Below are 25,655 nucleotides of genomic sequence, written 5' to 3'. Positions count from 1 at the left end.
AAGCGGTGAACAATTACTTTATAACTCCTTTATATTTACCATTTTCAGGTTTTGTTTTCATGACGGTAAAATAGGATGAGGTGAAAGCAGAAAGACTCTGGTAGCCTACTTTATAAGCTATCTGACTTAAGGTGTACTGTCGGGTGTCAATCAGCTCAATACTTTTTAAAATTCTTGTCAGTTGAAGATACTTTTGTAACGTAATTCCTGTTTCATTTTTAAAGATTCTTTGCAGGCTTCTTACAGACATTTGGGCTTTTTCAGCTAAGGAATCAATATCAAGATTGTATCTGAAATTTGAATTTATCTCATGGCAGACAGGAATCAGTCTCTTGTCTGCAGGGACAGGAATTTCCAGTCCGTTGCTTTCCTTACAGAAGTTGGGGAGGCTTTTCAGAATCGCCTTAAAGAAGATATCCTGCTCTTCATTTTCTTCCAGTGACTGGTTCCATTTTGAAGCATACAACAACATCTCTTTAAGAACTGCCGGCACTGTAAATACATGAACATTCTGATAGAATTCATCTTCAAAAACAGATTTAAATAAAAATACCATCAGGTTTACCGTTTTTGCTTCCGAAGTAATTTTGTGAGCTTTTCCGGAAGGAACCCATATTACATGATGTTGGGGAACAAGATATATTTTCTGATCAATGTGAAAGTATTGGTAGCCTTCTTCTACGAAAGTAAGTTGTGAACGATGATGGATGTGTTCATATTTATCATGTTTCCAGTCTTTTTCACACCACACATAAGCTTCTTTTTCGATGGTGTCTACAAACTGGCTTTCCGTTTTTTCGATCAGTCCGCATTTCATATTGTCGTTTTGTATATATTTTTTGGCAAATTTAATAAAAACGACAATATTAATTTTGCAATATCAATAGAATGGGTCAATTCATTCATTGTATTAAAAAATATAACTTATATCTTATTCAACATGAAAAAACTGTCTTTTTTCTTTATTCTGATTTTATTATTAAAAAGCATCACAATTATGGCACAAGATAAAGCAAAAATACTGGTTCTTATCCACTCTGATAACGGAGGAACCTATGAACTGGCTAAAGAAATAGCCAAAGGAATTGAAAGTGAACACCATGCTGTTTCTTATATTAAATTAGTAAAAGCTTCTCAAAATCCAATATTGAAATCTCTTCCTGTTGCCACTGTAGATGAGCTGACATCCTATGACGGAATCGCTTTCGGATCTCCCGTTTATTTTGGGAATATCAGCACAGGAATGAGTGAGTTTTTATCTAAAACGGTTACATTATGGACGAATCATTCGCTGGAAGGTGTTCCGGCAACCGTTTTTATGTCAGCAGGAAGTGGTGCGGGAAAAGAACTCGCTCTTCAGGCGTTCTGGAACAGCCTTGCGGTACACGGAATGGTTTTGGTAGCTAACGGAATCCGCGGAACTGAAGAACTGAATAAAGCTATTCCACAGGGAAATACCGTTTTAGGAATTACAAGTATGGCTTCTTTAAAAGATGTTGAAAGACCCACAAAAGGAGAGCGGTCATTAGCAGAAATTCAGGGCAAGAACTTTGCGAAAATAGCTTTGGCATTAAGGGGAACTCATGTGAAAAAAGGGGTAATTGCTGTTGAGAATCATGAAAATTTTAATGAAGTTTTAAAACAGAAGAATATTGTTCTGCCTCAGGTACCAAAACCGGCAGGAAATTATCAGCCTTTTGTACGTTCAGGAAATCTGGTATTTATTAATCAGGTTGCGCTGAGAGACGGAAAAATCGTTAATCCCGGAAAATTGGGCGTTGAAGTAAGTGAACAACAGGTCAAGGAAGCAACTAAAGTTACCATGCTTAATGTATTATCTGTTTTGAAAGAAGCAGTTGGCGGAGATTTAGGCAGAGTAAAACAATGTGTTCAGCTTACCGGAATTTTCAATACAAAAGAAGATTATACCAGGCATGCAGATTTAATGAATGTCGCCTCAGATCTGACGGTTGAAGTATTTGGAGATAAAGGAAAACATGCAAGAGCTACATTGGGTGCTTCGTCTATTCCGGTAGGTTCTTCCGTAGAGATTCAGGCAGTCTTTGAAGTAGAGTAGTTTTGAGAATTTCTCCATTTTGTTATTCAATTGAGGGATCCGTTACAGAAACTATTATGATTTAAAAATCAAAGCCTTACATTTTATTAGATGTGAGGCTTTAAAGTTAAATTAATTCTATATTTCATTAATATAGATGCGTTTTTTTTATTGTGTTAATATGAGAAGAAGAGCCTGCTTTCCATACAAAGGCTCTATCAATAGAGTCTGAATAAGATTAAATAAAAAAATATTACCCGGATTATACACATCGCGTAAAATCCGGGTAATAAATTACTACTATATGATTGGGATCAGTTGGTACTGTCCCGAGTTGAAAACTCAGAAAGAACCTCTGCAATAACAGGAATGCTTTGTTCCAGCTGTTCTTCTGTAAGTGCTCCATAACTCAATCTGAATCCATTGACATGATTTTGACTATACTGCCCCGGATGAATAATTTTAATATTCTTATCCAGTAACAGGCTGGTTATTCTGTCCCAGTCCGGTTGTATTTTGGGGACAATCCAAAACGCCAGCCCGCCTTCCGGTAATGTAAAATCAGCAAGTGTTTTCATATACTTATTCAAAAGAATGTAGACAAAATCTCTTTTATTTTTATAGTGAACAGTCGCTTTTTTAATATGTTTTTTTACAGTTCCCTCTCTGATCAGCTGAAGAACAGCCTGTTCCATAATGACATCACCGTGTACATCAATCATTTTTCTCAGTTTTCCTATTTTTTCAAGTAAATCCTGATTTTTGGTTGCCAGATAGCCAATCCTTAGCGCTGGTGCAACAACTTTACTGAATGTTCCTATATAGACATAATGGTGAAGCTCCTGAAAACTTGATAAAGGAAGAATAGGGCGGTATCCGAAGTGAAATTCATTGTCATAATCATCTTCAATAATGGTTATTTTGTACTGATTGGAAAGTTGAATCAGCTTTAATCTTCTTGATAAACTTAAAGTAACCGTAGTAGGATACTGTCTGTGTGGGGTGATATATATCGCTTTTATGTCTTTATGCCGGATTAAAAGTTTTTCCACCTCGTCTGTATTTATCCCTTCATCATCTACCTGAACAGGTAAAAGCTGTGCTCCCGCATATTCAAATGCCTGCCATGCCGGTTGGTATCCGGGATCTTCTACAATGATACGGTCACCGGAAGTTAGCAGAACCTGAGCCGTCAGAAACATTCCCATCTGGCTTCCTCTTGTGACGGAGATCTCATAATCATGAATATGCATACCACGTTGATGATTCAGCATTTGGGCCAATGTTTTCCGGAACTCGATATCACCATGCTCATTTCCGTATCCCATCATTTGCCATTTTGCCTTTATGCCGAATATCTGTCTGTATGCACGGGCAAGTTCCGTAACAGGAGCTATCTTGCTATCCGGATGTCCATCATCAAAATTAATGATCATTCCATTTGGCAGGATAGAGTTGTTCCGGGTGTGAAATGCTTTGTCTGCTCTTTTCTGCTGTAAAGAAGGAATTTTATCCGATACAAAAATTCCTTTTCGCTCTTTTGAAATAACCCATTCTTCATTGATCAGCACCTGATAAGCTTCTACAACCGTATTCCTGTTAACCTTTAACGTTGCCGCCAGATTTCGGCTGCCCGGCAATGCATCTCCGCCAGTAAGTCTTCCGGAACGGATATCCGCAATGATTGTGTCGGCAATCTGGAGATACACTGCCTGATCAAGATGTTTATCTATTTCAAATTCTAATTTCCAAGGTCTTAACATCTGGACTATCTATTTATGTGAAAACTGACTCATTTGAACAGGCCAAATATAAAATAATTTTGTCATGCAATAAAGCACAAAACTTTTTAAATTTTAAAATCATGGACAAAAAACAATTCAGTTCAAAAGACTTTCATGAAACCTTTGCAAGGCCTAAGTATGTTAAACCAAGCCATTTAATTCATAAAAATGTAGAACATGCAGGAGAGCATAATCAGTTTTCAACGGAGAGAAAGCACCCTGTCTTTTTTGTTGATCTACCCAGTAAAAACGTTAGTATGACTATTGGCGGACTGCTTCCGGGGCAACAAACCAACAGACACAGACATACTTATGAGACCGTAGTATTTGTCATTGAAGGAAAAGGATGGACAGAAGTGGAAGACGAGAAAATTCACTGGGAAGCCGGAGATGCTGTTTATATACCTTCCTGGGCGTGGCACAGACACCAAAATCTAAGCGATACGGAGTCTGCTAAATATATCGCCTGTGAGAATGCTCCGCAATTGCAGAATCTGGGCGTTGCTTTAAGAGAAGAAGAAGGAAGAGACCTGTAATCATTCACCTTAAAAAATAAAAATGAAAAATGTACCCTTCAAAGGAATAATTGCTTATCCTATAACTCCTTTTGATGAAAATGAAAGAATAAATCTTCCTCTTTTCAGACATCTGGTTGAAAGGCTTATCCAATCAGGAAGTCATGGAATTGCTCCGCTGGGAAGTACCGGAGTGATGCCCTATCTGTCTGATGACGAAAAGGAATCCATTACCGAAGCAACCATACAACAGGTCAACGGAAGAATTCCAACCCTGGTGGGAGTTTCTAATCTTACGACAGAAAAAACGATTTACCACGCTCAGTTTGCAGAAAAAGCAGGGGCTGATGCGGTAATGATCATTCCTATGAGTTACTGGAAACTTACAGACGATGAAATTGTAGCGCATTATGATGCGGTTGCCCGTAAAATTTCTATTCCCATTATGGCTTATAACAATCCGGCAACAAGTGGAGTCGATATGTCACCTTCACTTTTAAAAAGACTTCTGGAAATCCCCAATATAACTATGATTAAGGAAAGTTCGGGGGATATTCAGAGAATGCATTATCTGAGAAGAGAGCTGGGGGAAGAAGTGGCTTTTTATAACGGATCAAATCCATTGGCATTAGCTGCGTTCACAGCAGGTGCCAGAGGCTGGTGTACAGCTGCTCCGAATCTTATTCCTGAGCTCAATATCAACCTCTACCAGTCTGTTGAAGAAGGAAATCTTACAAAAGCAAAAGATATATTCTATCAGCAATTTGATCTTCTAAAGTTTATTGTGAATAAAGGCTTACCAAGAGCGGTGAAAGCAGGTCTTCATATTCTTGGCGAAAACGGAGGGAGTTTGAAAAGTCCCTTAAAGCCTTTAACAGAAAAAGAAACCGAGGAATTAAAGAATATTATTAAAAACCTTACTCATTAAGAATCTTATGAAAAAATCTGTTTTTTATCACGCAGGATGTCCTGTCTGTATCAGTGCAGAACACGACATTATAGACCTTATAGGATTTGAAAATATAGAAATAATTCATTTGGGAAATGACAAAAATAAGATGGCAGAAGCTGAAAAGGCTGGTGTAAAATCTGTGCCGGCTTTAGTAACCCCTCATGGAAATGTTCTTCATATTAATTTTGGAGCATCAATAGAAGAGATTAAAAAATAACGGCATCCATCCTGGATAAAACGGCTCAAGAAATTGAGCCGTTTGTTATTGAAAAATCTATATATCAAACGTTTTATCTCAGGCACACCCTTTAAATGGTTGCATTGCCTTCAATGCCGTCTGAATTATTAGTTTTATGTCCTGTAATTGCTGAAGTTACAAAATTAAACAGGCTCACCAGTTTTCCGGCTTTGGTATCCCAATAATATGTTTCCTCAGGTTCTACACGAATGATGGTAATATCGGGATCGTCTTTTCCGTCAAACCATGCGTTGGCTAATGGTGACCATTTTTCATCAATGGTTGCTTTATCTTTATAAACAGATGCCTGTCCGTAAACAGAAAGATATTGAGCATCACCATTATTCATGAAAAATAATTGTACCCGCCGGTCTTCTTTGATTTCAAAATTTTTATTGCTGGTTCCGCTGCTGATAAACCATAAGTTTCCGCTGTTGTCTGTTTCCTGTAGTGACATAGGCCGTGAATTGACAGGAAGCGTTTCCAGATCTGTGCAAAACATACATATTTTTGCTTTTTCCGACAGTTCCTTGATCTTTTTAATCGCCTCGAGGTGGGTAAGATTTTGTGTTGACATAATATAATATTTTAAGTGACTGGCTGATGAATAAAAGGAATCTCCTTTTGCAAAACAGCTCTATCGATAGAGCTTTAATATGGGTTGAAATATTCAAATACCTGACCAAAAGACTTAAAAATGTGGTATATGGCGATTAATTTCTAATAATCTTTTTTAAAAAGAACAAAGTCTTGTTTACTTCTTATTACCTTAATAAAACAATAAAAGACACGAACATACAAATGATTATTCATGAATTTTTTGCGTACATTTGAATATGCAGTTTGAACCTCCCGGACATCTGAAGCCTTTTATCAGGCACTATATCTTTTTGGAAAACTCTGAAAAGAATACTAAGGATGTAAGGTTATTTACCGATGGCAGTACCGGACTAATCTTATCGGGGGATATGAAGCTGTATTCCCGTATTTCCGATACCCGAATGCCTCTTTCATTTTTTTACGGAGCTTTAAGCAGCTATAAAGATTTTTATTCCCAAGGTGAATTTTTTTTAATAGCGGTCATATTTCAGCCTTATTTTCTGAATATTCTTTTAAAGGCCTCTGCCCGAGAATCCCGGGATCAGATTATTTCAGTAGAAGATGTTTTTCAATATCAGCTGCTTCCTTTTCAGGAAAGCCTTTTCAATAAAATCTCTCCCATATCTGTTATTAACGAACTCAATATTTTTTTTAGTGATTTTTTACATAAAAAAACGGATTCAGACTATAAGCTGATCATTGCAGTACAACAGTATATACTTACAAATAATGGCCGTATTTCTTCAAAAGAACTGGAAAAATTCAGCGGATATTCTGAACGGCAGCTGGAGCGAAAGTTTGAAAACAACATGGGACTATCTCCTAAAAAGTACAGCAATATCATTCGGCTTCATTATTTCCTGAGCCTTATCAATAAAGCTGCGGGAGATCAAAATATGACCGGTCTTTCTTATCATGCAGGGTATGCGGACCAATCACATCTTATCAGAGAATTTAAAAATAATGTAGGGCTGACTCCGAAACAATATTTAAAAACAGAAAATAAAATGGCGGTTAATTTTATCGAGTTGTAAGCATGATGTCGGTTTTATACAATTTTTCAGTGATGTGATCATGTAGTTTTGCTGAAAAAAAACAATGAATATTAAAATTTCAACTGCACAATTCGAAAACAAAAGCGGAAACAAAGAATACAATCTTTCCGTGATAGAAAAATTAGCCGGTCAGGCTGCTTCTCAAGGCTCTCATGTGATTGCTTTCCATGAATGTTCCATTACCGGATATACTTTTGCCCGAAACCTTTCGCGGGAACAGCTTCTTGATATTGCAGAACCCATTCCGGATGGAGAAAGTATTAAGCGATTGCAACAGATTGCTAAACAATACGATATTACCATATTGGCAGGGCTTTTTGAGAAAGATGAGAACAATCGTCTTTTCAAAGCTTATGTCTGTGTGGATAAAACAGGGCTGAAGGCCAAATACAGAAAACTTCATCCCTTTATCAACCCGAACCTTACCCCAGGTAATGAATATTGTGTATTTGAGATTCATGGATGGAAATGTGGTATTCTAATTTGCTATGACAATAATATCGTTGAAAATGTCCGGGCAACTAAACTTCTGGGGGCCGATATTATTTTTATGCCTCATGTAACGATGTGTACTCCTTCTACCAGACCCGGTGCCGGTTTTGTTGATCCTAAACTATGGGAAAACAGAGAAAAGGATCCTATTTCTTTACGCTTAGAATTTAACGGAATGAAGGGCAGAGACTGGCTGATGAAATGGCTTCCTGCAAGAGCTTATGATAACGGTGTGTATGTTGTTTTTTCAAACCCTGTTGGGATGGACGATGACCAGTTAAAAAACGGATGTTCTATGATCGTTGATCCTTTTGGGGATATTGTTGCAGAATGCCGTTCATTCAATGATAGTTTTGAATCGGCGGTTATAATCCCGGAAAAACTGGTTCAGGCTGGAGGTTATCGATATATAAAAGCCCGAAGACCGGACTTGTATAAAGATATTCTTGGAAGGGAACATTCTGCTGAACAGAAAGTTGTATGGATGCATGATCAACCCGACAAATAATTTTTGTTGAAGTGTTGAAAAGCAACAAAGACGGGAAAGATTCAAAGCTTTTCAGTAAACATAATCCTTTATTTTTGCCACGAATGCACGGATAAAATAAAGCGTGTATTCTTGGCATTTTGTATTTTCTTTGAATCCTGAAGTACTTTATACAATTTGAGTGCGTTATTTGTTTATTATTATTCTGATAGTTTTACATAATTTAAATAATTTTTATAATACATTTTTTCGTCGGAAATTTGTCTTGTCAATATCAACAAAATTACAAGACAATGAATTTTCAAAAAGAAATACAAATCAATACCGCTGCACAGAGCGTTAAAAGCAAAGGTCTTCCTGCGGCATTATGGGCACTGACAATAAGTGCTTTCGGAATTGGGACTACAGAATTTGTGATTGTAGGTCTCCTGCCAACAGTGGCTTCAGATCTGGGGATTACGATTCCTTCAGCAGGTTTACTGGTAAGTCTTTACGCTATAGGTGTTGCGATTGGAGCCCCGATATTAACGGCATTAACCGGAAAGGTTCCCCGTAAAATGCTTTTAGTTTTCATTATGCTGTTATTTGTTATCGGAAATGGATTAGCTTCTATCGCACCCGGTTTTATCACCCTTGTTCTGGCCAGAATTCTAACAGGGTTTGCTCATGGAGTCTATTTTTCTATTGGTTCCACGATCGCAGCATCACTGGTTCCGGAAGAGAAAAGAGCAACAGCCATTTCTATCATGTTTGCAGGGCTTACGCTGGCTATTGTTACTGGAGTTCCGTTAGGAACTTTTATAGGACAGCATTTTGGATGGCGGGCTACCTTTATAGGAGTGTCAATTCTTGGGATTGTCGGATTAATAGCGAGTATGTTATTGGTTCCTAATAATCTGAAAAACGGAAAAACGACATCGCTGAAAAGCCAGTTTAAGGTATTGGGAAACAAACGTTTAATCTTTGCTTTTTTGATGACTGCAATGGGATATGGCGGAACATTTGTTGTTTTTACTTATCTGTCACCTATTTTACAGAAAATCACAGGATTTCAGGAATCTACGGTAACTTTTATTCTCCTTATTTATGGAATTGCTATTGCGCTGGGAAATCTGATTGGCGGGAAAGTTGCGAATAAAAATCCTTTAAAAGCTCTTCTATGGATGTTTGCTGCGCAAGGCTTAGTTTTATTAGTCTTTTATTTTACGGTAAGCAGTCCGGTGCTAAGTATCATTACGCTTTTCTTTTTAGGGGCACTTTCTTTTGCTACCGTTCCGGGGCTTCAGCTTCTGGTCGTACAAATTGCGGAAAAAGAACTTCCGGGAACAGAAGATGTAGCATCGGGAATTAATATTGCCGCTTTTAATATCGGGATTGCCATCGGATCTTATGCCGGAGGAATGATTGTAACATCATCCCTGGGATTGGGAAGTACCCCGTGGATTGGGGCTTTATTCCTGGTCATTACGGTGTTGATTACGATCTATAGTATTCGTTTAAGTAAAAAAACAAACTAAGTACAACTTATCCGAAAATCAAAATTGGATCTGTAAAAATTCCCTTCTCTTGTGGGGGTGGCAAAAATTCAAAGAATTGTTGACGGAGTGGTCATTACTGCCCGGTAATTATATTTCCAAACAAAAATATTGTAAAGCCAAAATCTTAGTTTTAAGTAAATATATGAAGTAAGGATACTGAGGGATAGGTTTTAATAGTAAGGGCAGATCGATGGTCTGCCCTTATTTATTTAATATAAATGCAAAGTTTTAATATATAATTTCTTATTTCCAGAAAACAAAGAGGTTAATCAACATTGTTGATCCGAGGAAGCGTATGGCTTATCAAAGCGGGCTTATCTGCCTTTTTTGCACTATAGATATTCTTTAATCTCTGCGTTTAAAAATAAAATATACATTTCCTGATGAATACTTGCCTGAAGTTGTTTAAACGTCTGAACGAAATAAGGATTAAAAAAATATTTAAATCTCATAAATCTCCGAATCCGTAAATACAAAAAACGTACTTTTCTCAGGAAGGTTTTTAGTATCAAGGCCTGTAAATTCACTAAAAGCAGGGAGTAGTAATTGATAAGGACTAAGAACAAAACAGGGAAGTCTGATACTTTTCACGGCGGAATGTAAAATAATCCCCGGGTGAATATGTCCGGTAATCTGAAATCCGGGTTTTGTTTTTTCAAAATCATGGATAAAAGTAAAGCTGCGAACTTCCAATGAAGGCGCTTTAAAGTTTAAACACAATTTTTTTTCTAAAGATTCTGACAATCGGTCATGATTTCCCTCAATAAGATAAAACTGAATCTCAGGATACTGATTCCTCCACCTGCAAAACTCATCAACATCCGAATTATCTCCTGCATGGAGCAGATCACCCACCACAATAAATTTATCCGGCTGAAAATATTCAATTAAAGCAGATAAACGCTCCATATCACTCTTCATAATATGATTGGCCAGAGCAATTCCGTTTTTACGGAAATGGGCAGTTTTTCCAATATGAAGATCAGAGAGAATCAGCGCTTTTTCTTTTTCCCAGAATGCAGCACGCTGATTGGTTAAAGTAAAAGTCTCATTTTGAATGGAAATAGTTTTGGTGGCTATAAACACGATGACGAATTATGAATTTAAAGGTTAAAGGTGGGTGTTTACAATATGTTTTATGTAGTCCTATATAATGCCCTTGTTTTTATTTTTTCCTGCTCTCTTTCGATGAGTAAAGCGGCAATTACCCTGCCGGAAGACTGGTTCTTATTGTTTGCCAAAGCTTTGCGAACTTTCTCTTCCGGCACATCAATTCTATATAAAATGCTTAGGAGTTTATTAAAATCTGTTTGGATGATATGTTCCAGATATTCAGATATGACAGAAAATAATTTTTCTTCTGTATCATTCTGTTCTACAGGAATATCTAGTTTGTCAACAATAAGTAATAGCGGTTGATTAGTTTCCATTTTAAAGCCTCTTAAATTGTCTTTCATAAGTATAAATCAAGGGATCTCCGGTGGCTATTTCTTTTTGAAGAATTTCTTCAGGAGAAAGATGTTCGAGATACATTACCAGTGCCCGGAGGCTGTTGCCGTGAGCAACGATTAATATATTCTCACCATCCTTCAATAAAGGATTTATCTTTTCTTCAAAATAAGGAATCACTCTGTCATAAGTATCTTTAAGACTTTCTCCTCCGGGAGGAGCCACATCATAAGACCTGCGCCATATATGGACCTGTTCGTCCCCGTATTGTTTGGCGGTTTCAGCTTTATTTAATCCTTCCAGATCACCGTAAGAGCGTTCATTCAATGCTTTATCTTTAATAACCGGAATATTGGGTTCTCCGATTTGTTCCAGGATAATATCCAGGGTGTGTTGTGCTCTGATAAGAGTAGACGTAAAAGCAATATCGATTTGTTCACCCCGTAAAGAAATCCCTGCATTTCGGGCTTCTTCTCGCCCAAGATCTGTTAAATCAATATCTTTCCAACCGGTAAATCTGTTTTCAAGATTCCATTGTGATTGTCCGTGACGGACCAGGAATAGTTTTGTCATATTCTGTTTATTTGTGTTTAGCTTCCGCAAGAGATGCATTCTTCAGGATGATCCAGGGAACAGGAAATATCTTCATAATTTTGCTGTCCACTTTCTGTTTTTTCTACCGTAAATTGAATAGCATCTGCAGCAGCTTTAGTACGAAGATAGTACATTCCTGTCTTTAATCCGCTTTTCCACGCATGAAAATGCATCGAAGTGAGCTTAGCCATATTCGGTTGGGCCATAAATAAATTAAGAGATTGTGACTGACAGATAAAAGCACCACGATCAGCGGCCATATCAATAATTGTTTTTTGTCTGATCTCCCAAACGGTTTTATACAGTTCTTTCAAGGGAGCCGGAATTTGGGCAATGTTCTGTACAGATCCGTTTTCTGCAATGAGCTTATTTTTCATGGTATTATTCCAGAGGCCTAAATCCGTTAGATCTTTGAGTAAAAATTTGTTCACCACTACAAATTCTCCGGATAATACCCGTCTGTTGTAAACATTGCTCGTGTAAGGTTCAAAGCACTCATTATTGCCTAAAATCTGCGAAGTAGAAGCTGTGGGCATGGGTGCAACCAAAAGAGAGTTCCGGACACCATATTGCATGACTTGTTGACGGAGTATTTCCCAGTTCCAACGATCAGAAGGGATTACGTTCCATAAATCAAATTGAAATCGGCCTTCGGACAGCGGGGAACCCTGAAAGCTTTCATATGTTCCGTATTCTTTTGCTAATTGCATGGACGCTTCCATAGCGGCAAAATAAACCGTTTCAAAAATATCCTTGTTAAGCTGTCTGGCTTCCTCACTTTCGAAAGGTAATCTCAATTGCAGGAAAACATCTGCCAAACCCTGTACACCCAAACCGATAGGTCTGTGTTTGAGGTTAGATACTTTTGTTTCAGGAACAGGATAGTAGTTAGTGTCAATTACTTTATTAAGGTTTCGGGTGACAATCTGAGTGACTTCATAGAGCTTTTGAAAATCAAAGCCGTTCTCATTCACATATCTTGGTAAAGCTAAAGAAGCAAGATTACAAACGGCTACTTCTTCAGCGCTGGTATATTCCATGATTTCAGTACAAAGATTAGAGCTTCGGATTGTTCCTAAATTTTTCTGATTAGATTTTTCGTTGGCAGCATCTTTATAACACATAAAAGGAGTGCCTGTTTCAATTTGTGCTTCCAGAATCGCGTTCCATAATTCGCGGGCTTTTATTTGTTTTTGAAATTTACCCTCTTGTTCATAATGAAGATATAATGTATTAAAATTATTTCCGTACGTTTCAAATAACCCGGGTGCTTCATTGGGATCAAATAGTGACCATATTGTATTTTCTTCTACGCGCTTCATGAATAAATCGGGAATCCATAATGCAGGAAATAAATCTCTGGCCCGCATTTCTTCCTTACCGTGATTTTTACGGATATCCAGAAAATCAAAAATATCAGCATGCCATGGTTCCAGATAAATGGCAATAGCTCCTTTCCGCTTTCCACCACCCTGATCTACGTATCGGGCCGTATCGTTATACACCCGGAGCATCGGTAAAATTCCGTTAGAAATCCCGCCTGTTCCTTTGATGTAACTTCCTGTTGATCTTACATTATGAATGCTTAATCCGATTCCTCCGGCGGCTTGAGAAATAAGAGCACATCTTTTAAGGGTATCAAATATTCCGCTGATGCTGTCTTCAGTCATGCTTAATAAAAAGCAGGAGGACATCTGTGGCTTGGGAGTTCCGGCATTAAAAAGGGTAGGTGTAGCATGAATAAACCATTTTTCACTCATAAGGTTATAGGTTTCAATAGCTGCTTTGATGTCTTCTTTATGGATACCGAGGGCTACTCTCATAAAAAGGTGTTGAGGACGTTCTGTAACTTTTCCCTGAGTACGAATCAAATAGGATCGTTCAAGCGTTTTAAATCCGAAATAATCAAAATTATAATCCCGGTCATAAATAATACTGCTATCGATTTGATCGGTATTTTTAAGAATAATGTCTAAAATTTCACCGGATATCAACGGAGCATGTTCTCCGGTAGCCGGATCAATATAATCATGCAGTAATATTGCCGTTTTGGAAAAAGATTTTAAAGTATTTTTATGAAGGTTACTTACAGCAATTCTGGCAGCGAGTACTGCAAAATCCGGATGGATAGTCGTACAGGCTGCTGCCGTTTCAGCGGCAAGATTATCCAGTTCTGTGGTGGTCACCTGATCATAAATTCCCTGAATGACCTTTTTGGTAATTTCTATGACGTCATTTTCGGTAACAGCCAGTCCATAAATCAGTTTATGAATACGAGCGGTAATTTTATCAAAATGTACGGCTTCTTTTTTTCCGTTTCTTTTTATTACATGCATAATTATAATGGTGATAAGTTGATGGTAATTTTTTTAAAAGTCTTCATCTAAAGAAAACTTATTGTTTTCTTTGGAATGTTGTGCTACTCCTGTCTTTTGATATTCTCCGACACGACGCTCAAAGAAATTGGTTTTTCCCTGTAAGGATATTAATTCCATAAAATCGAAGGGATTGGAAGCATTCCATATTTTGGAATACCCTAAAGCAAGCAAAAGGCGGTCTGCAACAAATTCAATATATTGGCACATGAGATCTGCATTCATGCCGATAAGCCTTACCGGAAGAGCATCTGTGACAAATTCTTTTTCTATGGTCACTGCATCTGCAATGATTTTCCTGACAATTTTTTCCTGCAATCTGTTTTCAAGATGTTGAGTATACAAAAGGCAGGCAAAATCAGCATGAAGACCTTCATCACGGCTTATCAGTTCATTGGAGAAAGCAAGCCCCGGCATCAGTCCCCGTTTTTTTAACCAGAAAATAGAGCAGAAGCTGCCGGAAAAAAATATACCTTCTACAGCTGCAAACGCAATCAGACGTTCTGCATAGCTTTCACTGTCCATCCATCTTAAAGCCCATTCTGCTTTTTTCTGAACACATGGAATGGTTTCAATCGCTCTCAGTAAATGATCTTTTTCTTTAGCGTCTTTAATGTAAGTATCAATCAACAGAGAGTACATTTCGGAATGAATGTTTTCTATCATAATTTGAAAACCGTAAAAACACCGGGCTTCCGGATATTGCACTTCCTGAATAAAGTTAACGGATAGATTTTCATTAACGATACCATCACTGGCTGCAAAAAAAGCGAGAATATGAGCAATAAAATAACGTTCATCCTTACTCAGTTTATTCTGCCAGTCGTGCATATCCGGTGAGAGATCCACTTCTTCTGTTGTCCAGAAACTGGCTTCAGCTTTCTTATAAAATTCCCATATATCATGATGTCTGATAGGGAATATGACAAATCTGTCTTTATTTTCCTGTAGTATAGGTTCAGTCATGAATGCATTTGTTTTTAATAAAATGGTATAATAAGCGGACGCAAACCGCTGTGGCACCAGTTTGCTGATAACCTCTTGTTTCTTTTATAAAGGCCGCTCCCGCAATATCCAGATGGATCCATGGATAATGGGTGAAGTGTTCCAGAAATTTAGCTGCTGTGCTTGCTCCTCCAACAGGGCCTGCTACATTTTTTAAATCGGCAATGTCGGATTGGAGCATATCTCCGTATTCTTTCCAAAAGGGAAGCTGAAACAGACGTTCATATACATACTCTCCGGATTGTGTCAGTTTGTTCATTGATGACGGATCATTTCCTGTCATTGCAATTCCCAAAGAACCGGTGATTGCTGCTGATGCTCCGGTAAGGGTTGCAATATCGATAACCAGCTCAGGATCAAAATTAGTTGCATAAGTAAGAGCATCAGCTAATACTAAACGTCCCTCTGCATCAGTATTCTGTACTTCAACGGTTGTGCCGTCCATCATCGTAATAATATCATCTACCACCAATGCATCGGGAGCGATTTTATTATCTGTGGCAGGGACTAAACCTATGACATAATAAGGAAGTTTATTGGCACTGATAGCACATATGGTCCCTAATACGGCAGCGCCTCCGGCCATATCATCTTTCATCCCTGACATTGTTCCGCCTACTTTCAGGGAATATCCTCCTGTATCAAACATTACCCCTTTTCCTATCAGAATCATTGGTTTTTTATTGACTGCATTATCCGGCTGATGCCTGAATATATTGAATGTTGGTGGTATTTCAGAACCTCTGTTTACGGCCAGTAAGCCACCCATTTTCAGATCTTCTATTTTCTTTTTATGGAATACTTCTGCCTCAAATCCAAATTCTTCTGAAAGGAGGCCCGCTGTTTCAGTAAATACTAAAGCATCCATATAATTGAGAGGTTCATTCACCAGGTTTTTAGTAATGCTCACAGCATCTACAAGTGAAATCAGTTCGTTGTATTTTTCTTCAGGAATATCATTACTATTAATATGGATGGATATCTTATTCGTTTCAGCCTTTGTTTTATGTTTATGAAAACAATAGCTGCTTAAGAACATTCCTTCCAGAAAAGCCAATCGGTGTTCTTCAGATAAGAGATTGAGTCCTTCTATATTAGCGCCTGAAACCTGTTTCTGTTGCAAAGCTTTATAAACTAAAGCCCCTGTATTCCGTAAGCATTCCGCTTCATGTTCCGGAATTATTGCTAAAAAGCGGTATTGATGGTCTGCTATGGTAAAAACTTCAGCTTTATTTTTCAAAAAAGCATGGTTGACAGGTTTTTCCAAAGCTTTTGGAAATGCCGATTGTTCAAATTGCCCTTTTTGAGTAATAAGAATAATTGGGACAATAATTTCCTGTATTTCAGTTGGGCTTTTGTAAAGTATAGGTTGTATATTGAGGTAATTATCCAAGATTTTCTTCTTTTAATTTGGCGGTTAAAGTTCGTTCTCCTGTAGTCCAGCCACATGCTGTAAGTTCTTCTGTCTGCAAGGCATCTAAAACGCGTAAGACTTCCTGTACATTTCTTCCGATATTCATAGGGTAAAGGCTTAACCATTGAATACAGCCTTTAGGATCTATAATAAAAGTAGCTCTGTTGGCCACTTTTTCTTCGTGATCCAATATTCCCATTTCTTCAGCTAAAGATTTTGAAGTATCGGCAAGCATTGGAAAGGAGAGATCAGCTAATCCCGGATGGTTCTTTCGCCATGCAAGATGAACATATTCAGAATCGGTAGAGGCTCCGATGATAAGAGCATTTCGTTGGGAAAATGCTGTGGTGTGTTTGCCAAATTCTATAATCTCAGTAGGGCAGACAAAAGTAAAGTCTTTTGGCCACCAGAATAAAACCAGCCATTTTCCCTGTTCTCCGGCGTAAGTATGCTTAATCTCGGTGATTCCCATTTTCTGTCCGGATGATATCACTGCTTTTTTATGAAAATCGGGTAGGTGGTCCCCAAGAGTTAGCGGACCTTTCTGCATCAGTGTTGGTTCTTGTGATGCCATTAATTTTTTTATGGAATTACACATTGTTCTTAATTTATACTAATGTTTTTTTTCTCCAGCAATTGTTCTTTCAATAGAGTGAATAGCTTTTCCTGCTTCACTTTGCCCTTATTCTTCTTTTCTGTAAAATGAATATAAGTTACGGCTGCTTTTTTGAGCTCCGGCTGGATCTGATCTGTATTCAGGATGCTATTTCCTGCAAGATGTAAGAGATAATATATCACGCGTTTCAGCATGTTTTCTGCTTCTTCATTCTTTCCGAGCTCTTCATATGTATTGGCCAGATTATTACAGGAAATAATGTAAACCTGAACAAAAGGGATATTGAGACGGGTACAGTCCGGAATGTGGCTGTTGAGTATTTCAGCCCTGTAGAAAGCATCTTTATAACCGGCCAGAGCTTTTTCAAAGTTTCCTTTGTTAAAATAATCATTGGTTGAAATAGTAAGTGCCTTCCAATGATTTTCAATATGGTTCATACAGGTATCGCTCATGTTATTTTAAATTTTCGTTAGCAAAATTCCAGTTCACGATTTCCCAGAAGCCCTCTACAAATTTTGGCCGGGCATTACGATAATCAATATAATAAGCATGCTCCCATACATCCAGAGTCAGAATTGGTTTTTTACCTAAAGTAAGAGGAGTGTGGGCATCTTTCATTGGAATAATTTCAAGGATTCCATTTTCATTTTGGGCAAGCCAGGCCCATCCACATCCGAAAAGCCTGACTGCTGTTGAAGAAAATTCTTCTTTAAAGTTTTCAAAGCTGCCAAAATCTCTGTTCATAAGCGTTGCTATTTTTCCTGTAGGAGCCTTTCCTCCATCGGGAGACATACAGTTCCAAAAGAAGCTGTGGTTCCAGTGTTGGGCTGCATTATTGAATAACCCGGTATTGTTTTCCTCAAATCCCTTTTGGATAATCTGCTCAACGGTAGCTTCTTCCAAAGGAGTATCTTTTATCAATGCAGTAAGATTATTCACATAGGCTGCATGATGTTTGCCGTAATGATAATCAAAAGTTTCTTCTGTAATAATTGGTTTTAGAGCATTTGTGCTGTAAGGAAGCTCCGGTAGGGTTTGTGTAATTGTCATTGTTTTCTATTTTTTAATTTTAAAATTTTAATTGCTTTTCTTAGCTCACCAACTTTATTGAGTTCCAGTAGGGCGGTATTGGTGTCTGCTTTCATCAGATTAGCCTGACGAATATTTCGTTCTAAAAACTTTCTGTTTTTTTCCAATAATTCTATAACATAATCCATAGGAGTAATTTTTCTATTATAAAAGTTAGATAGACAAAATTAATAAGTTAGATTAGTCTAACAAAATTATTTTAACATTTATTTTCCAATAAATTTTACTATGGGACTAAAAAATGCATCTAAGAAAAAAGAGAAGCGGATGTGTGTTTTTACCGAAATAAACAGCTTGAAATCAGCTTTTTATAAGTGATTTATTTTTGGTTGAAAATAGCGTCAAAATGAACAGGATTTTATTATTTTTTAATTTGTTTTAGCATCCGTTGTATTCTTGCGTCCAGCCCTTCACTGGATAGAGTTTGCCTAAGGCTGTCAACTTTTATGGGAAAACTTAAAGGTGTAAAGGTGTAAGAATGTTTTAAAATAATTTCGGATTTCTCAATTCTTTTAAAGGCTTCTACAAGCCGCTGTTCCTGAAGCTGTACGTTGAAAACTTCAGTATACGCCTGCTTAATGAGAAAGTGGTTTGAATCGTAATCTTCCAGTACTTTAAAAATAAGACCGGCAGAACTCTGTAAGGATTTATTGGATCGCTGTTTCCCTGCGTAATTTTGAATCACCATTCCTGAGATGACTGCTATATCACGGAATTTTCTTTTGGCCATTTCTGCAGAATTAATACTTGCGATCACATCTGTCATCAGATTATCTCTGGTTAAGATCTGATGTAAATTTTCCTCATTGAGAGGAATTTCCTTGTCACTGAATAATTCAAATCCATAATCATTCATAGCCATAGAGAATGAAATCGGAGCAAGTTTTGAGATACGGTAGGCCATTAAAGCGGCCATCACTTCATGAACCAGCCGTCCTTCAAAAGGATACATAAATAAATGATAGCCTTCCCGGTTTCTGATCATTTCTACCAGAAATTCATTCTCTTTCGGAATATGAGAGTTTTCTTCCTGATTGATTAATAGAGGATGTAAAAATTTCAGCTCCTTTTCAGAGGCCTTTGGCTGTAAGGCATGTGACAGTTTTTCCCGTAAAAAATGCCCCAGATTTGAACTCAAAGGTAGCCTTCCGCCCAGATAACTTGGCACAAGTGCTTTACCTTTTGCCGCTCTCACATACACTGTCATATCCTTGATCATAACGACTTCCAGGGTACGTCCGGCAAGGATAAATTTTTCCTCTTTTTTTAATTTTGAAATAAAATATTCCTCAATCATTCCGACATATCCACCGGAAATAAATTTGACTTTCAGCATGGCATCGCTTACAATCACTCCCATATTCATTCGGTGCAGCATGGCAATTTTCCTGGAGGTCACTTTATACAAACCATCTTCCATAATCACGATTTTATGGAATTCCTCATAGTTTTTTAAAACACTTCCACCTATAGTCAGAAACTCAAGAATGCTTTTCCATTCTTCATCTAGGATTTCCTGAAAAGCATATACCTTTTTTATTCTTTCATAGGTTTCATCAGGATAAAAGCCGTCTCCGACAGCCAGAGTCATCAGAAACTGAACGAGTACATCGAAACATAAAACCTGAGGTTCGCGGGGTTCGACCACTTTTTGCTTTACCGCTTCTTTTAGTGCGGAAACTTCAATCAATTCTAAAGAATGGGTAGGGACACAAAATATTTTTGAAGTTTCAAAAGGAGAGTGTCCGCTACGGCCTGCCCGTTGTAGAAACCTGGCCACACCTTTTGCTGAGCCGATTTGAATGACGGTATCTACCGGTTTAAAATCAATTCCTAAATCTAAAGATGAAGTAGAAACAACAGCTTTCAACTTTCCGGAACTCAGATTCTCTTCAATCCAGATTCGCAGATGAGCGTCAATAGAACTGTGGTGGATCGCAATCTGACCTGCAAAATCCGGATATGCATCGAGAAGCAGCTGGTACCACATTTCACTCTGACTTCGGGTATTGGTGAAAACAATGGTAGATTTTGAACCGAGAATAATAGGAACCACTTTATCTGCTAATTTATTTCCAAGATGTCCTGCCCAGGGTAAAATTTCGATTTCATCAGGAAAGACCGGAATAATATCTATTTTTTTATGTTCTTTGGCCGTAACTTTTGTCTTTTTTATATCATAGGGAATAAGAACATCCATAGCTTCATTCAGATTGCCAATGGTGGCTGTAATCCCCCAGATTTTCATTTTGGGAACATACTTTCTCAATTGTGAAATTCCCAATTCTATCATCACACCACGTTTTGAACCTAATAATTCATGCCATTCATCTACAACAGTGCATTTCATATCATGAAAAAAAGTTTGGTGATTTTTTTGTGCCAGAAGCAGATGAAGACTTTCGGGGGTTACTACCAGAATTTCAGGCATCTTTTTAACCTGTTGTTGCCTTACTTTAGGATCTGTATCTCCATTTCTGACTCCAACGGTCCAGTCGAGGCCTATTTCATCAATAGCCTCCTGCATGGCTTTGGCAATATCTTTAGACAGTGAACGGAGCGGGGTGATCCAGATCATTTTCAGTCCTTTTTTATACTGTTCGGGATGATTAAGAAAATCTGAAATTAAAGCCAGAAAAACAGAGAATGTTTTCCCGAAACCTGTGGGAGCTATAACCATTCCGCTATAGCCGGTTCCAAACTTCTTCCATGTTTCAATCTGAAATTTAAAAGGAGACATTTCTTTATCTGTCATCCATTGCTGAATGATTCTGAATCCGTCGCTATGTTCAAAAGCTGCCAATTATTGTTATTGTATTAATTTTTTTATTTCTTCAAGATGATCAATTTCATCCACCGTTTTATCTTTCCGCCATCTTACAATTCTCGGAAACCGCAACGCAACGCCACTTTTATGACGATTGCTGAAACCTATTCCTTCAAATGCGATTTCAAAGACAAGCTCGGCTTTTACCGTTCGTACAGGGCCAAATTTTTCAATGGCATTTTTGGTTACAAACCGGCTGACTTCCATAATTTCTTTATCCGTCAGTCCGGAGTAGGCTTTGGCAATAGTTACCAGCTGGTCTCCGTTTTTAACGGCAAACGTGTAATCGGTATAGTAAGCACTTCGCCGACCGCTCCCTTTTTGTGCATAAATCAGAACAGCATCAATGGTATACGGATTTATTTTCCATTTCCACCAGTCTCCTTTTTTTCTTCCGGAATGATAAGGAGATTTTTTATTTTTAAGCATTAATCCTTCGCTGTTTATGGATCTTGAATTTTCACGAATGCTTTTCAGTTCATCCCATTTTTCAAATGGAATATGCTGTGAAAGTTTGATGTTTCCGGGTGCTTCATTGAGTAATAATTCTTCCAGCATGGCTCTTCTTCCGGAAATAGGTTTATCCCTGAGATCATTATTTTCCAGTTCCAGTAAATCGTAGGCAAATACTTCAATCGGAATTTCTGAAAGCATTTTTTTAGTTAAAGTTTTCCTGTTTAATCTCTTTTGTAATTCGTTGAAATTTAAAATATTACCATTGATTACCGCAAGTATTTCTCCATCTAAAACAAAATCCCCTTTCATAGCTTTTACGGTTTCAGTAATTTCAGGAAACTGCTCCGTAACGAGCTCTTCACCTCTGGACCAGATAAATACTTCATCATTTCTTCGGATGATCTGTCCGCGTATCCCGTCCCATTTATATTCTGCTATCCAGTCATCCGGCTCTCCCAGTTCATTCAGGTTTTTCTCCAGAGGATAGGCGAGACAGAAAGGATAGGGTTTTGAATTGTCGGGATTGATATTTTCGGCTGTAATTAATTCCTGAAAAGAAGCTTCACCGGGAAGCCATTTTCCCATAAGGCTGTGCATCAGTGTACTGGCTTCCTGTCCTGAAAATTTAGTCAGGGCATTGATGAGTGTTTTATCTGAAACTCCTATTCTAAAGCTGCCTCCGATTAATTTATTAAAAATCAGGCGTTCCGTATAATCCAATCCGTTCCATGAGCTTAGGACAAATTCTTTTTTTTCATTTTCTTTTTTATCCTTTAAATCAACAATATCCTGCATCCATTGAGATAAGGTCCTGTCAATTTTATGCTGAGGCGGGGGAAGAATCAAGGAAAGAGTTTCACCCAGATCGCCAACAGAAGAATAGCTTTCCTGAAACAGCCATATAGGAAGTTTTGTGATTTCCAATGCCCATTGTTTCATATGACTGGTGTTGACATTTCTTTTGGGCCTTTTTCCCGTAAACAGGGCGATAAACCATACTTTGTCTTCATCAGGAGCACGCTCCAGATAATCGATAATTGCCTCGATTTTAGCATTGGTTTTATTGGTGGTTTCCAGAGCATTGATCAGATCGGCAAAATGTCTCATAGCGTTTTGTTTTCAATGGTTTCTTTTTCCGTTTCATCATCATCACCAAATAGTGTTTCCACCACATCAGAATGAATTCCGGTTTCATTCAGGTATTTAGAGAAAACAGCGGTTTGCCCATGAGTAACATGAACAATTTCTGCTTCCGTAGCCTTTACAGTTTGCAGTAATCCTTTCCAGTCGGCATGATCACTCATGGCAAATCCTGCATCTGCACTTCGCCATCTTCGGGCACCCCGTACCTGCATCCAGCCGGAACAAATAGCTGTCGCAGGGTCCGGAATTTTCTTGATAATATTACTGTCTAACAAAGCCGGAGGCACAATTACTATTTCATGTTCCAGCTTTTTCGGGTGCTCTCTGAAATCCGCAATCTCATATTCCGGAAGATTAATTCCTACCGCTTCAAAAGCTTCATTCAGTTTTCCGATGGAATAGTGGACATTTATTTTACCTAATCCTTCCACGGCTTTCATAATGCGCTGGGCTTTGCCTAAAGAATATCCGATGAAAACAGAGGTTTTATTATTTTCTTTATTTTTCAATACCCAGTTCTGAAGTCTTTTATTGAGATCCTGTACTTCCAGCCAGTTGTATATGGGCAGCCCGAAAGTACTTTCCGTCACAAATTCATTACACCTTACCAATTCAAAAGGAGTACTCAGACCATCATCCTGAATCTTATAATCACCTGAAACTACGGCTACGTAGCCTTTATATTCCAGCCTTATCTGTGCAGATCCGATAATATGTCCGGCAGGATGAAGTGATAACTGTACACCATTAATCAGAATTTTTTCACCATAAGCCACACTCTGACATTCAATGTCCTGTCCGATTCTCTGATGTAAAATAGGTTTTGTAAAATGATGACAAAGGTATTTTTTCATTCCCCATCGTGCATGATCAGCATGGCCATGGGTAATAACTGCCAGATCTACAGGTCTCCAGGGATCTATATAGAATTTTCCCTGCGGGCAGTACATTCCTTTTTTTGTAAATGTGATTAGTTTCAATGGTGTGGCTGGTTTATAAAATTAACTTCAAAAACTTAACCAAATTACAATAAAGTATTGATTTTATTTCTATATGAGATCAGCAATTTAAGGGAATGTGGTATGCTTTACAGCGCATGGTATCTTTGTGGAAATTAGGGTTTGGCTAAAGCCGATGAATTTGTTGCATTATCAATAGAAACGGGCTTCAGCCCGTTTCTATTGATAATGCAGTGTTTTAGAGCCGTTAAGGAATTAAATTTTCAGCTCTTATTCTTTCAAATACTTCTATGAAAGAATCTTCTGTACTTTTATAAGACGTAAAACCGGCCTTTCTGCTGTTAGACATATCACACATCACTTCAAGAGGCCTTCCCAAATCAAGATCGGTGTGCCATGCTGAAGACAGCCGGCTAAGGTTTTTCTCATTGAGATTATATTTTTCCGCTATGGCCTTCCAGATTTCACTGTCATTTTCCAGCTCTTTTTCCAGTGGTCTTATACTTCCTTTAAAGCCTTCTGCTTCTATACCAAACCAGTCGGCTAATCTTTTCCAGAGCCATTTCCAGCGGAATACATCACCATTGGTAATATTGAATGCCTGATTCTTTGCCGATTCGGTTTCAGAGGCCCAGACTAATTGTTTGGCAAGAATCTTAGCATCTGTGATATCGGAAATACCGTTCCATTGCGCTTCAGATCCCGGCCAGACGAATTTTCTTCCTGTTTCTTTACAGATACTGGCATAAACGGCCAGGGTAGAGGCAATATTCATTAAGTTTCCTACTGTATATCCCACAACGGTATGGGGTCTGTGAATACTCCACGTAAATTCATCTCTTTCGGAGGCTTTATACACTTCATCTTCCTGAGCATAATAAAAATTAGGGAGGGAAAGTCTCGGATGTTCTTCTCTGACAGGTGTTTCAGGGAGGATTCCTTCTTTGGCATAGGCTTCAAAAGGCCCTAAATAATGTTTCAGTCCGGTTACCAGCGCAACATGCCTAACAGACTTTTTCGGGGACAGTACATTGAGCAGATTTCTTACCAATGTACTGTTGATAAGGATATTTTCTTCTTCCGTGTCATGGCGCATCCAGGTTGTAAAATAAACGTGAGTAGGAGAGAGATCCTTCAACGCTTCATGAAGATTGTGTTCATTCAGCAAATCGGCTTTAACAGTATGTAAACCAGGGATGTTGTTTTGGGGATTTCTGGATAGTCCGTAGGTAGTCCACCCCTGAGCGATAAGTTCTTCAGCAAGGTTACTCCCCGTAATTCCGGTAGCACCCACTACCAATGCAATATTTTCCATAAGTCTTGTAAATTTTTTTACAAAATTATGGGTGAGAATAAGCTTTTACGCTTGATCTGGATCATGCATTTGAATTGATCAGGATCAAGGGCTGTTGAGTAAATTTTTCTTACGAATACGGCTTACCGTTTCAGGAGCAAGCCCCAGATAAGAAGCAATGAGATTGTGGGGGATCCTTTTGATCATTTCAGGATTTTTCTGTGCAAACTGCAGGTACTTTTCTTCAGCAGTATAACTGTTGGAAACAATAAGCCTGTAATCTTTTGTCACCAGACTGTTCTGATACAACATTCTAAAATAACGGTCCATTACCGGAACGTCCAGCATGATTCTGTTGTAATCTTCCAGTGTAATCATCAGGATATCTGTTTCTTCAATGGCATCGATATTCAGAACAGACTTTTCCTGATTTACAAAGCTGTTGAAATCGGAAATCCACCAGCCTTCGAAAGCAAACATATTGATATGTTCATTTCCTTTTTCATCCGGAAAATAAGATTTTAGTAATCCTTTGCTTACGAAAGAAAGAGATTTGCAGATTTCTCCTTCCTCAAGCAGATATTGTTTTTTTCTGAGCTTTTTAAAGCTAAAAAAAGACTGTACCTGTTTTTTCTGGTGATCAGTGATATCAACTTTATTTTGTATATGAGAAAGCAGGACGTCAAACATCAGTTAAATATTTTTTCAAAAATAATG

Annotated in this window: 25 protein-coding genes; 7 read left to right on the top strand and 18 right to left on the bottom strand. The window is 38.0% G+C overall.

Annotated features, from left to right (window positions below):
• Nucleotides 1-13 precede the first annotated feature (13 nt).
• Nucleotides 14-817 (bottom strand): AraC family transcriptional regulator, encoded by an 804-nt coding sequence (locus JO178_RS13955; protein ID WP_291936944.1) that lies wholly within the window; start codon nt 815-817, stop codon nt 14-16.
• Nucleotides 818-997: 180 nt separating this feature from the next.
• Here JO178_RS13955 and JO178_RS13950 point away from each other — a divergent pair, with 180 nt between their 5' ends.
• On the top strand, nt 998-2,077 hold the full coding sequence (locus JO178_RS13950; RefSeq protein WP_291936941.1) for an Atu1372/SO_1960 family protein: 1,080 nt from the start codon (nt 998-1,000) through the stop codon (nt 2,075-2,077).
• A 293-nt stretch (nt 2,078-2,370) separates the two neighbouring features.
• Here JO178_RS13950 and JO178_RS13945 read toward each other — a convergent pair whose 3' ends face one another.
• Complete coding sequence (locus JO178_RS13945) at nt 2,371-3,819, bottom strand: PLP-dependent aminotransferase family protein (RefSeq protein ID WP_291936939.1); 1,449 nt, start codon at nt 3,817-3,819, stop codon at nt 2,371-2,373.
• A 101-nt stretch (nt 3,820-3,920) separates the two neighbouring features.
• Here JO178_RS13945 and JO178_RS13940 point away from each other — a divergent pair, with 101 nt between their 5' ends.
• Genes JO178_RS13940 through JO178_RS13930 form a run of 3 tightly spaced genes read left to right on the top strand, consistent with a single transcriptional unit; the run spans nt 3,921 to nt 5,524 of the window.
• The gene (locus JO178_RS13940) at nt 3,921-4,376 is read left to right on the top strand and encodes a cupin domain-containing protein (RefSeq protein ID WP_291936938.1); all 456 of its coding nucleotides are present in this window, start codon (nt 3,921-3,923) and stop codon (nt 4,374-4,376) included.
• A gap of 22 nt (nt 4,377-4,398) precedes the next feature.
• Nucleotides 4,399-5,283: a dihydrodipicolinate synthase family protein gene (locus JO178_RS13935; protein WP_291936936.1), complete on the top strand. Its 885-nt coding sequence runs from the start codon at nt 4,399-4,401 to the stop codon at nt 5,281-5,283.
• Between the two features lie 7 nt (nt 5,284-5,290).
• On the top strand, nt 5,291-5,524 hold the full coding sequence (locus JO178_RS13930; RefSeq protein ID WP_291936935.1) for a thioredoxin family protein: 234 nt from the start codon (nt 5,291-5,293) through the stop codon (nt 5,522-5,524).
• Between the two features lie 91 nt (nt 5,525-5,615).
• Here the strand turns inward: JO178_RS13930 and JO178_RS13925 are convergent, their stop codons facing one another.
• Nucleotides 5,616-6,122, bottom strand: coding sequence for a pyridoxamine 5'-phosphate oxidase family protein (locus JO178_RS13925; protein WP_291936932.1), 507 nt, complete (start codon nt 6,120-6,122; stop codon nt 5,616-5,618).
• Nucleotides 6,123-6,381: 259 nt separating this feature from the next.
• Between JO178_RS13925 and JO178_RS13920 the strand changes: the two genes are divergently transcribed.
• The 3 genes from JO178_RS13920 (at nt 6,382) to JO178_RS13910 (ending at nt 9,696) form a co-directional block, all read left to right on the top strand.
• Entirely contained in the window at nt 6,382-7,179 is a 798-nt protein-coding gene (locus tag JO178_RS13920) for an AraC family transcriptional regulator (RefSeq protein ID WP_291936928.1), read from the top strand.
• Between the two features lie 64 nt (nt 7,180-7,243).
• The gene (locus JO178_RS13915) at nt 7,244-8,200 is read left to right on the top strand and encodes a nitrilase family protein (RefSeq protein WP_291936925.1); all 957 of its coding nucleotides are present in this window, start codon (nt 7,244-7,246) and stop codon (nt 8,198-8,200) included.
• Nucleotides 8,201-8,472: 272 nt separating this feature from the next.
• On the top strand, nt 8,473-9,696 hold the full coding sequence (locus JO178_RS13910; RefSeq protein WP_291936923.1) for an MFS transporter: 1,224 nt from the start codon (nt 8,473-8,475) through the stop codon (nt 9,694-9,696).
• Nucleotides 9,697-10,158: 462 nt separating this feature from the next.
• Here the strand turns inward: JO178_RS13910 and pdeM are convergent, their stop codons facing one another.
• The 15 genes from pdeM to JO178_RS13835 all read right to left on the bottom strand — a co-directional run bounded on the left by pdeM (nt 10,159) and on the right by JO178_RS13835 (nt 25,628).
• Nucleotides 10,159-10,803 carry a ligase-associated DNA damage response endonuclease PdeM gene (pdeM, locus tag JO178_RS13905; RefSeq protein WP_291936920.1) on the bottom strand — a complete coding sequence of 215 codons (645 nt, stop codon included), beginning with the start codon at nt 10,801-10,803 and terminating at the stop codon, nt 10,159-10,161.
• Nucleotides 10,804-10,853: 50 nt separating this feature from the next.
• Nucleotides 10,854-11,147: a hypothetical protein gene (locus JO178_RS13900; protein ID WP_291936918.1), complete on the bottom strand. Its 294-nt coding sequence runs from the start codon at nt 11,145-11,147 to the stop codon at nt 10,854-10,856.
• A 1-nt stretch (nt 11,148) separates the two neighbouring features.
• Nucleotides 11,149-11,739: a 2,3-bisphosphoglycerate-dependent phosphoglycerate mutase gene (locus tag JO178_RS13895; protein ID WP_291936914.1), complete on the bottom strand. Its 591-nt coding sequence runs from the start codon at nt 11,737-11,739 to the stop codon at nt 11,149-11,151.
• A gap of 17 nt (nt 11,740-11,756) precedes the next feature.
• On the bottom strand, nt 11,757-14,096 hold the full coding sequence (locus JO178_RS13890; RefSeq protein WP_291936911.1) for a ribonucleoside-diphosphate reductase subunit alpha: 2,340 nt from the start codon (nt 14,094-14,096) through the stop codon (nt 11,757-11,759).
• A gap of 33 nt (nt 14,097-14,129) precedes the next feature.
• On the bottom strand, nt 14,130-15,101 hold the full coding sequence (locus JO178_RS13885) for a ribonucleoside-diphosphate reductase small subunit (RefSeq protein ID WP_291936908.1): 972 nt from the start codon (nt 15,099-15,101) through the stop codon (nt 14,130-14,132).
• On the bottom strand, nt 15,094-16,533 hold the full coding sequence (locus JO178_RS13880; RefSeq protein ID WP_291936905.1) for a leucyl aminopeptidase: 1,440 nt from the start codon (nt 16,531-16,533) through the stop codon (nt 15,094-15,096). The genes JO178_RS13885 and JO178_RS13880 overlap by 8 nt, the downstream gene beginning before the upstream one ends.
• Nucleotides 16,526-17,128 carry a peroxiredoxin gene (locus JO178_RS13875; RefSeq protein ID WP_291936902.1) on the bottom strand — a complete coding sequence of 201 codons (603 nt, stop codon included), beginning with the start codon at nt 17,126-17,128 and terminating at the stop codon, nt 16,526-16,528. The genes JO178_RS13880 and JO178_RS13875 overlap by 8 nt, the downstream gene beginning before the upstream one ends.
• 29 nt (nt 17,129-17,157) lie before the next feature.
• Nucleotides 17,158-17,622, bottom strand: coding sequence for a tetratricopeptide repeat protein (locus JO178_RS13870; protein ID WP_291936898.1), 465 nt, complete (start codon nt 17,620-17,622; stop codon nt 17,158-17,160).
• 1 nt (nt 17,623) lies between these two features.
• Nucleotides 17,624-18,220, bottom strand: coding sequence for a superoxide dismutase (locus tag JO178_RS13865; RefSeq protein ID WP_291936896.1), 597 nt, complete (start codon nt 18,218-18,220; stop codon nt 17,624-17,626).
• Entirely contained in the window at nt 18,217-18,387 is a 171-nt protein-coding gene (locus JO178_RS13860; protein WP_291936892.1) for a hypothetical protein, read from the bottom strand. The genes JO178_RS13865 and JO178_RS13860 overlap by 4 nt, the downstream gene beginning before the upstream one ends.
• Before the next feature lie 233 nt (nt 18,388-18,620).
• Entirely contained in the window at nt 18,621-21,062 is a 2,442-nt protein-coding gene (locus JO178_RS13855; RefSeq protein WP_291936888.1) for a ligase-associated DNA damage response DEXH box helicase, read from the bottom strand.
• Between the two features lie 6 nt (nt 21,063-21,068).
• Nucleotides 21,069-22,649: an ATP-dependent DNA ligase gene (locus JO178_RS13850; protein ID WP_291936885.1), complete on the bottom strand. Its 1,581-nt coding sequence runs from the start codon at nt 22,647-22,649 to the stop codon at nt 21,069-21,071.
• Nucleotides 22,646-23,665 carry a ligase-associated DNA damage response exonuclease gene (locus JO178_RS13845; RefSeq protein ID WP_291936882.1) on the bottom strand — a complete coding sequence of 340 codons (1,020 nt, stop codon included), beginning with the start codon at nt 23,663-23,665 and terminating at the stop codon, nt 22,646-22,648. Before JO178_RS13845 ends, JO178_RS13850 begins: the two co-directional genes overlap by 4 nt.
• 226 nt (nt 23,666-23,891) lie before the next feature.
• On the bottom strand, nt 23,892-24,959 hold the full coding sequence (locus JO178_RS13840) for an SDR family oxidoreductase (protein WP_291936879.1): 1,068 nt from the start codon (nt 24,957-24,959) through the stop codon (nt 23,892-23,894).
• An 84-nt stretch (nt 24,960-25,043) separates the two neighbouring features.
• Nucleotides 25,044-25,628 carry a Crp/Fnr family transcriptional regulator gene (locus JO178_RS13835; RefSeq protein WP_291936876.1) on the bottom strand — a complete coding sequence of 195 codons (585 nt, stop codon included), beginning with the start codon at nt 25,626-25,628 and terminating at the stop codon, nt 25,044-25,046.
• Between the last annotated feature and the right edge of the window lie 27 nt (nt 25,629-25,655).

Source organism: Chryseobacterium sp. (assembly GCF_019236175.1).
Taxonomy (GTDB): Bacteria; Bacteroidota; Bacteroidia; order Flavobacteriales; family Weeksellaceae; genus Chryseobacterium.
This window is presented reverse-complemented; position numbering and strand designations above follow the sequence as displayed.

Excerpts from the sequence above, each read along its gene's own strand:
- JO178_RS13955 (WP_291936944.1), bottom strand. The coding sequence starts at position 817 with ATGAAATGCGGACTGATCGAAAAAACGGAAAGCCAGTTTGTAGACACC.
- JO178_RS13950 (WP_291936941.1), top strand. The coding sequence starts at position 998 with ATGGCACAAGATAAAGCAAAAATACTGGTTCTTATCCACTCTGATAAC.
- JO178_RS13945 (WP_291936939.1), bottom strand. The coding sequence starts at position 3,819 with ATGTTAAGACCTTGGAAATTAGAATTTGAAATAGATAAACATCTTGAT.
- JO178_RS13940 (WP_291936938.1), top strand. The coding sequence starts at position 3,921 with ATGGACAAAAAACAATTCAGTTCAAAAGACTTTCATGAAACCTTTGCA.
- JO178_RS13935 (WP_291936936.1), top strand. The coding sequence starts at position 4,399 with ATGAAAAATGTACCCTTCAAAGGAATAATTGCTTATCCTATAACTCCT.
- JO178_RS13930 (WP_291936935.1), top strand. The coding sequence starts at position 5,291 with ATGAAAAAATCTGTTTTTTATCACGCAGGATGTCCTGTCTGTATCAGT.
- JO178_RS13925 (WP_291936932.1), bottom strand. The coding sequence starts at position 6,122 with ATGTCAACACAAAATCTTACCCACCTCGAGGCGATTAAAAAGATCAAG.
- JO178_RS13920 (WP_291936928.1), top strand. The coding sequence starts at position 6,382 with ATGCAGTTTGAACCTCCCGGACATCTGAAGCCTTTTATCAGGCACTAT.
- JO178_RS13915 (WP_291936925.1), top strand. The coding sequence starts at position 7,244 with ATGAATATTAAAATTTCAACTGCACAATTCGAAAACAAAAGCGGAAAC.
- JO178_RS13910 (WP_291936923.1), top strand. The coding sequence starts at position 8,473 with ATGAATTTTCAAAAAGAAATACAAATCAATACCGCTGCACAGAGCGTT.
- JO178_RS13900 (WP_291936918.1), bottom strand. The coding sequence starts at position 11,147 with ATGGAAACTAATCAACCGCTATTACTTATTGTTGACAAACTAGATATT.
- JO178_RS13895 (WP_291936914.1), bottom strand. The coding sequence starts at position 11,739 with ATGACAAAACTATTCCTGGTCCGTCACGGACAATCACAATGGAATCTT.
- JO178_RS13890 (WP_291936911.1), bottom strand. The coding sequence starts at position 14,096 with ATGCATGTAATAAAAAGAAACGGAAAAAAAGAAGCCGTACATTTTGAT.
- JO178_RS13885 (WP_291936908.1), bottom strand. The coding sequence starts at position 15,101 with ATGACTGAACCTATACTACAGGAAAATAAAGACAGATTTGTCATATTC.
- JO178_RS13875 (WP_291936902.1), bottom strand. The coding sequence starts at position 17,128 with ATGGCATCACAAGAACCAACACTGATGCAGAAAGGTCCGCTAACTCTT.
- JO178_RS13870 (WP_291936898.1), bottom strand. The coding sequence starts at position 17,622 with ATGAGCGATACCTGTATGAACCATATTGAAAATCATTGGAAGGCACTT.
- JO178_RS13865 (WP_291936896.1), bottom strand. The coding sequence starts at position 18,220 with ATGACAATTACACAAACCCTACCGGAGCTTCCTTACAGCACAAATGCT.
- JO178_RS13860 (WP_291936892.1), bottom strand. The coding sequence starts at position 18,387 with ATGGATTATGTTATAGAATTATTGGAAAAAAACAGAAAGTTTTTAGAA.
- JO178_RS13850 (WP_291936885.1), bottom strand. The coding sequence starts at position 22,649 with ATGAGACATTTTGCCGATCTGATCAATGCTCTGGAAACCACCAATAAA.
- JO178_RS13840 (WP_291936879.1), bottom strand. The coding sequence starts at position 24,959 with ATGGAAAATATTGCATTGGTAGTGGGTGCTACCGGAATTACGGGGAGT.
- JO178_RS13835 (WP_291936876.1), bottom strand. The coding sequence starts at position 25,628 with ATGTTTGACGTCCTGCTTTCTCATATACAAAATAAAGTTGATATCACT.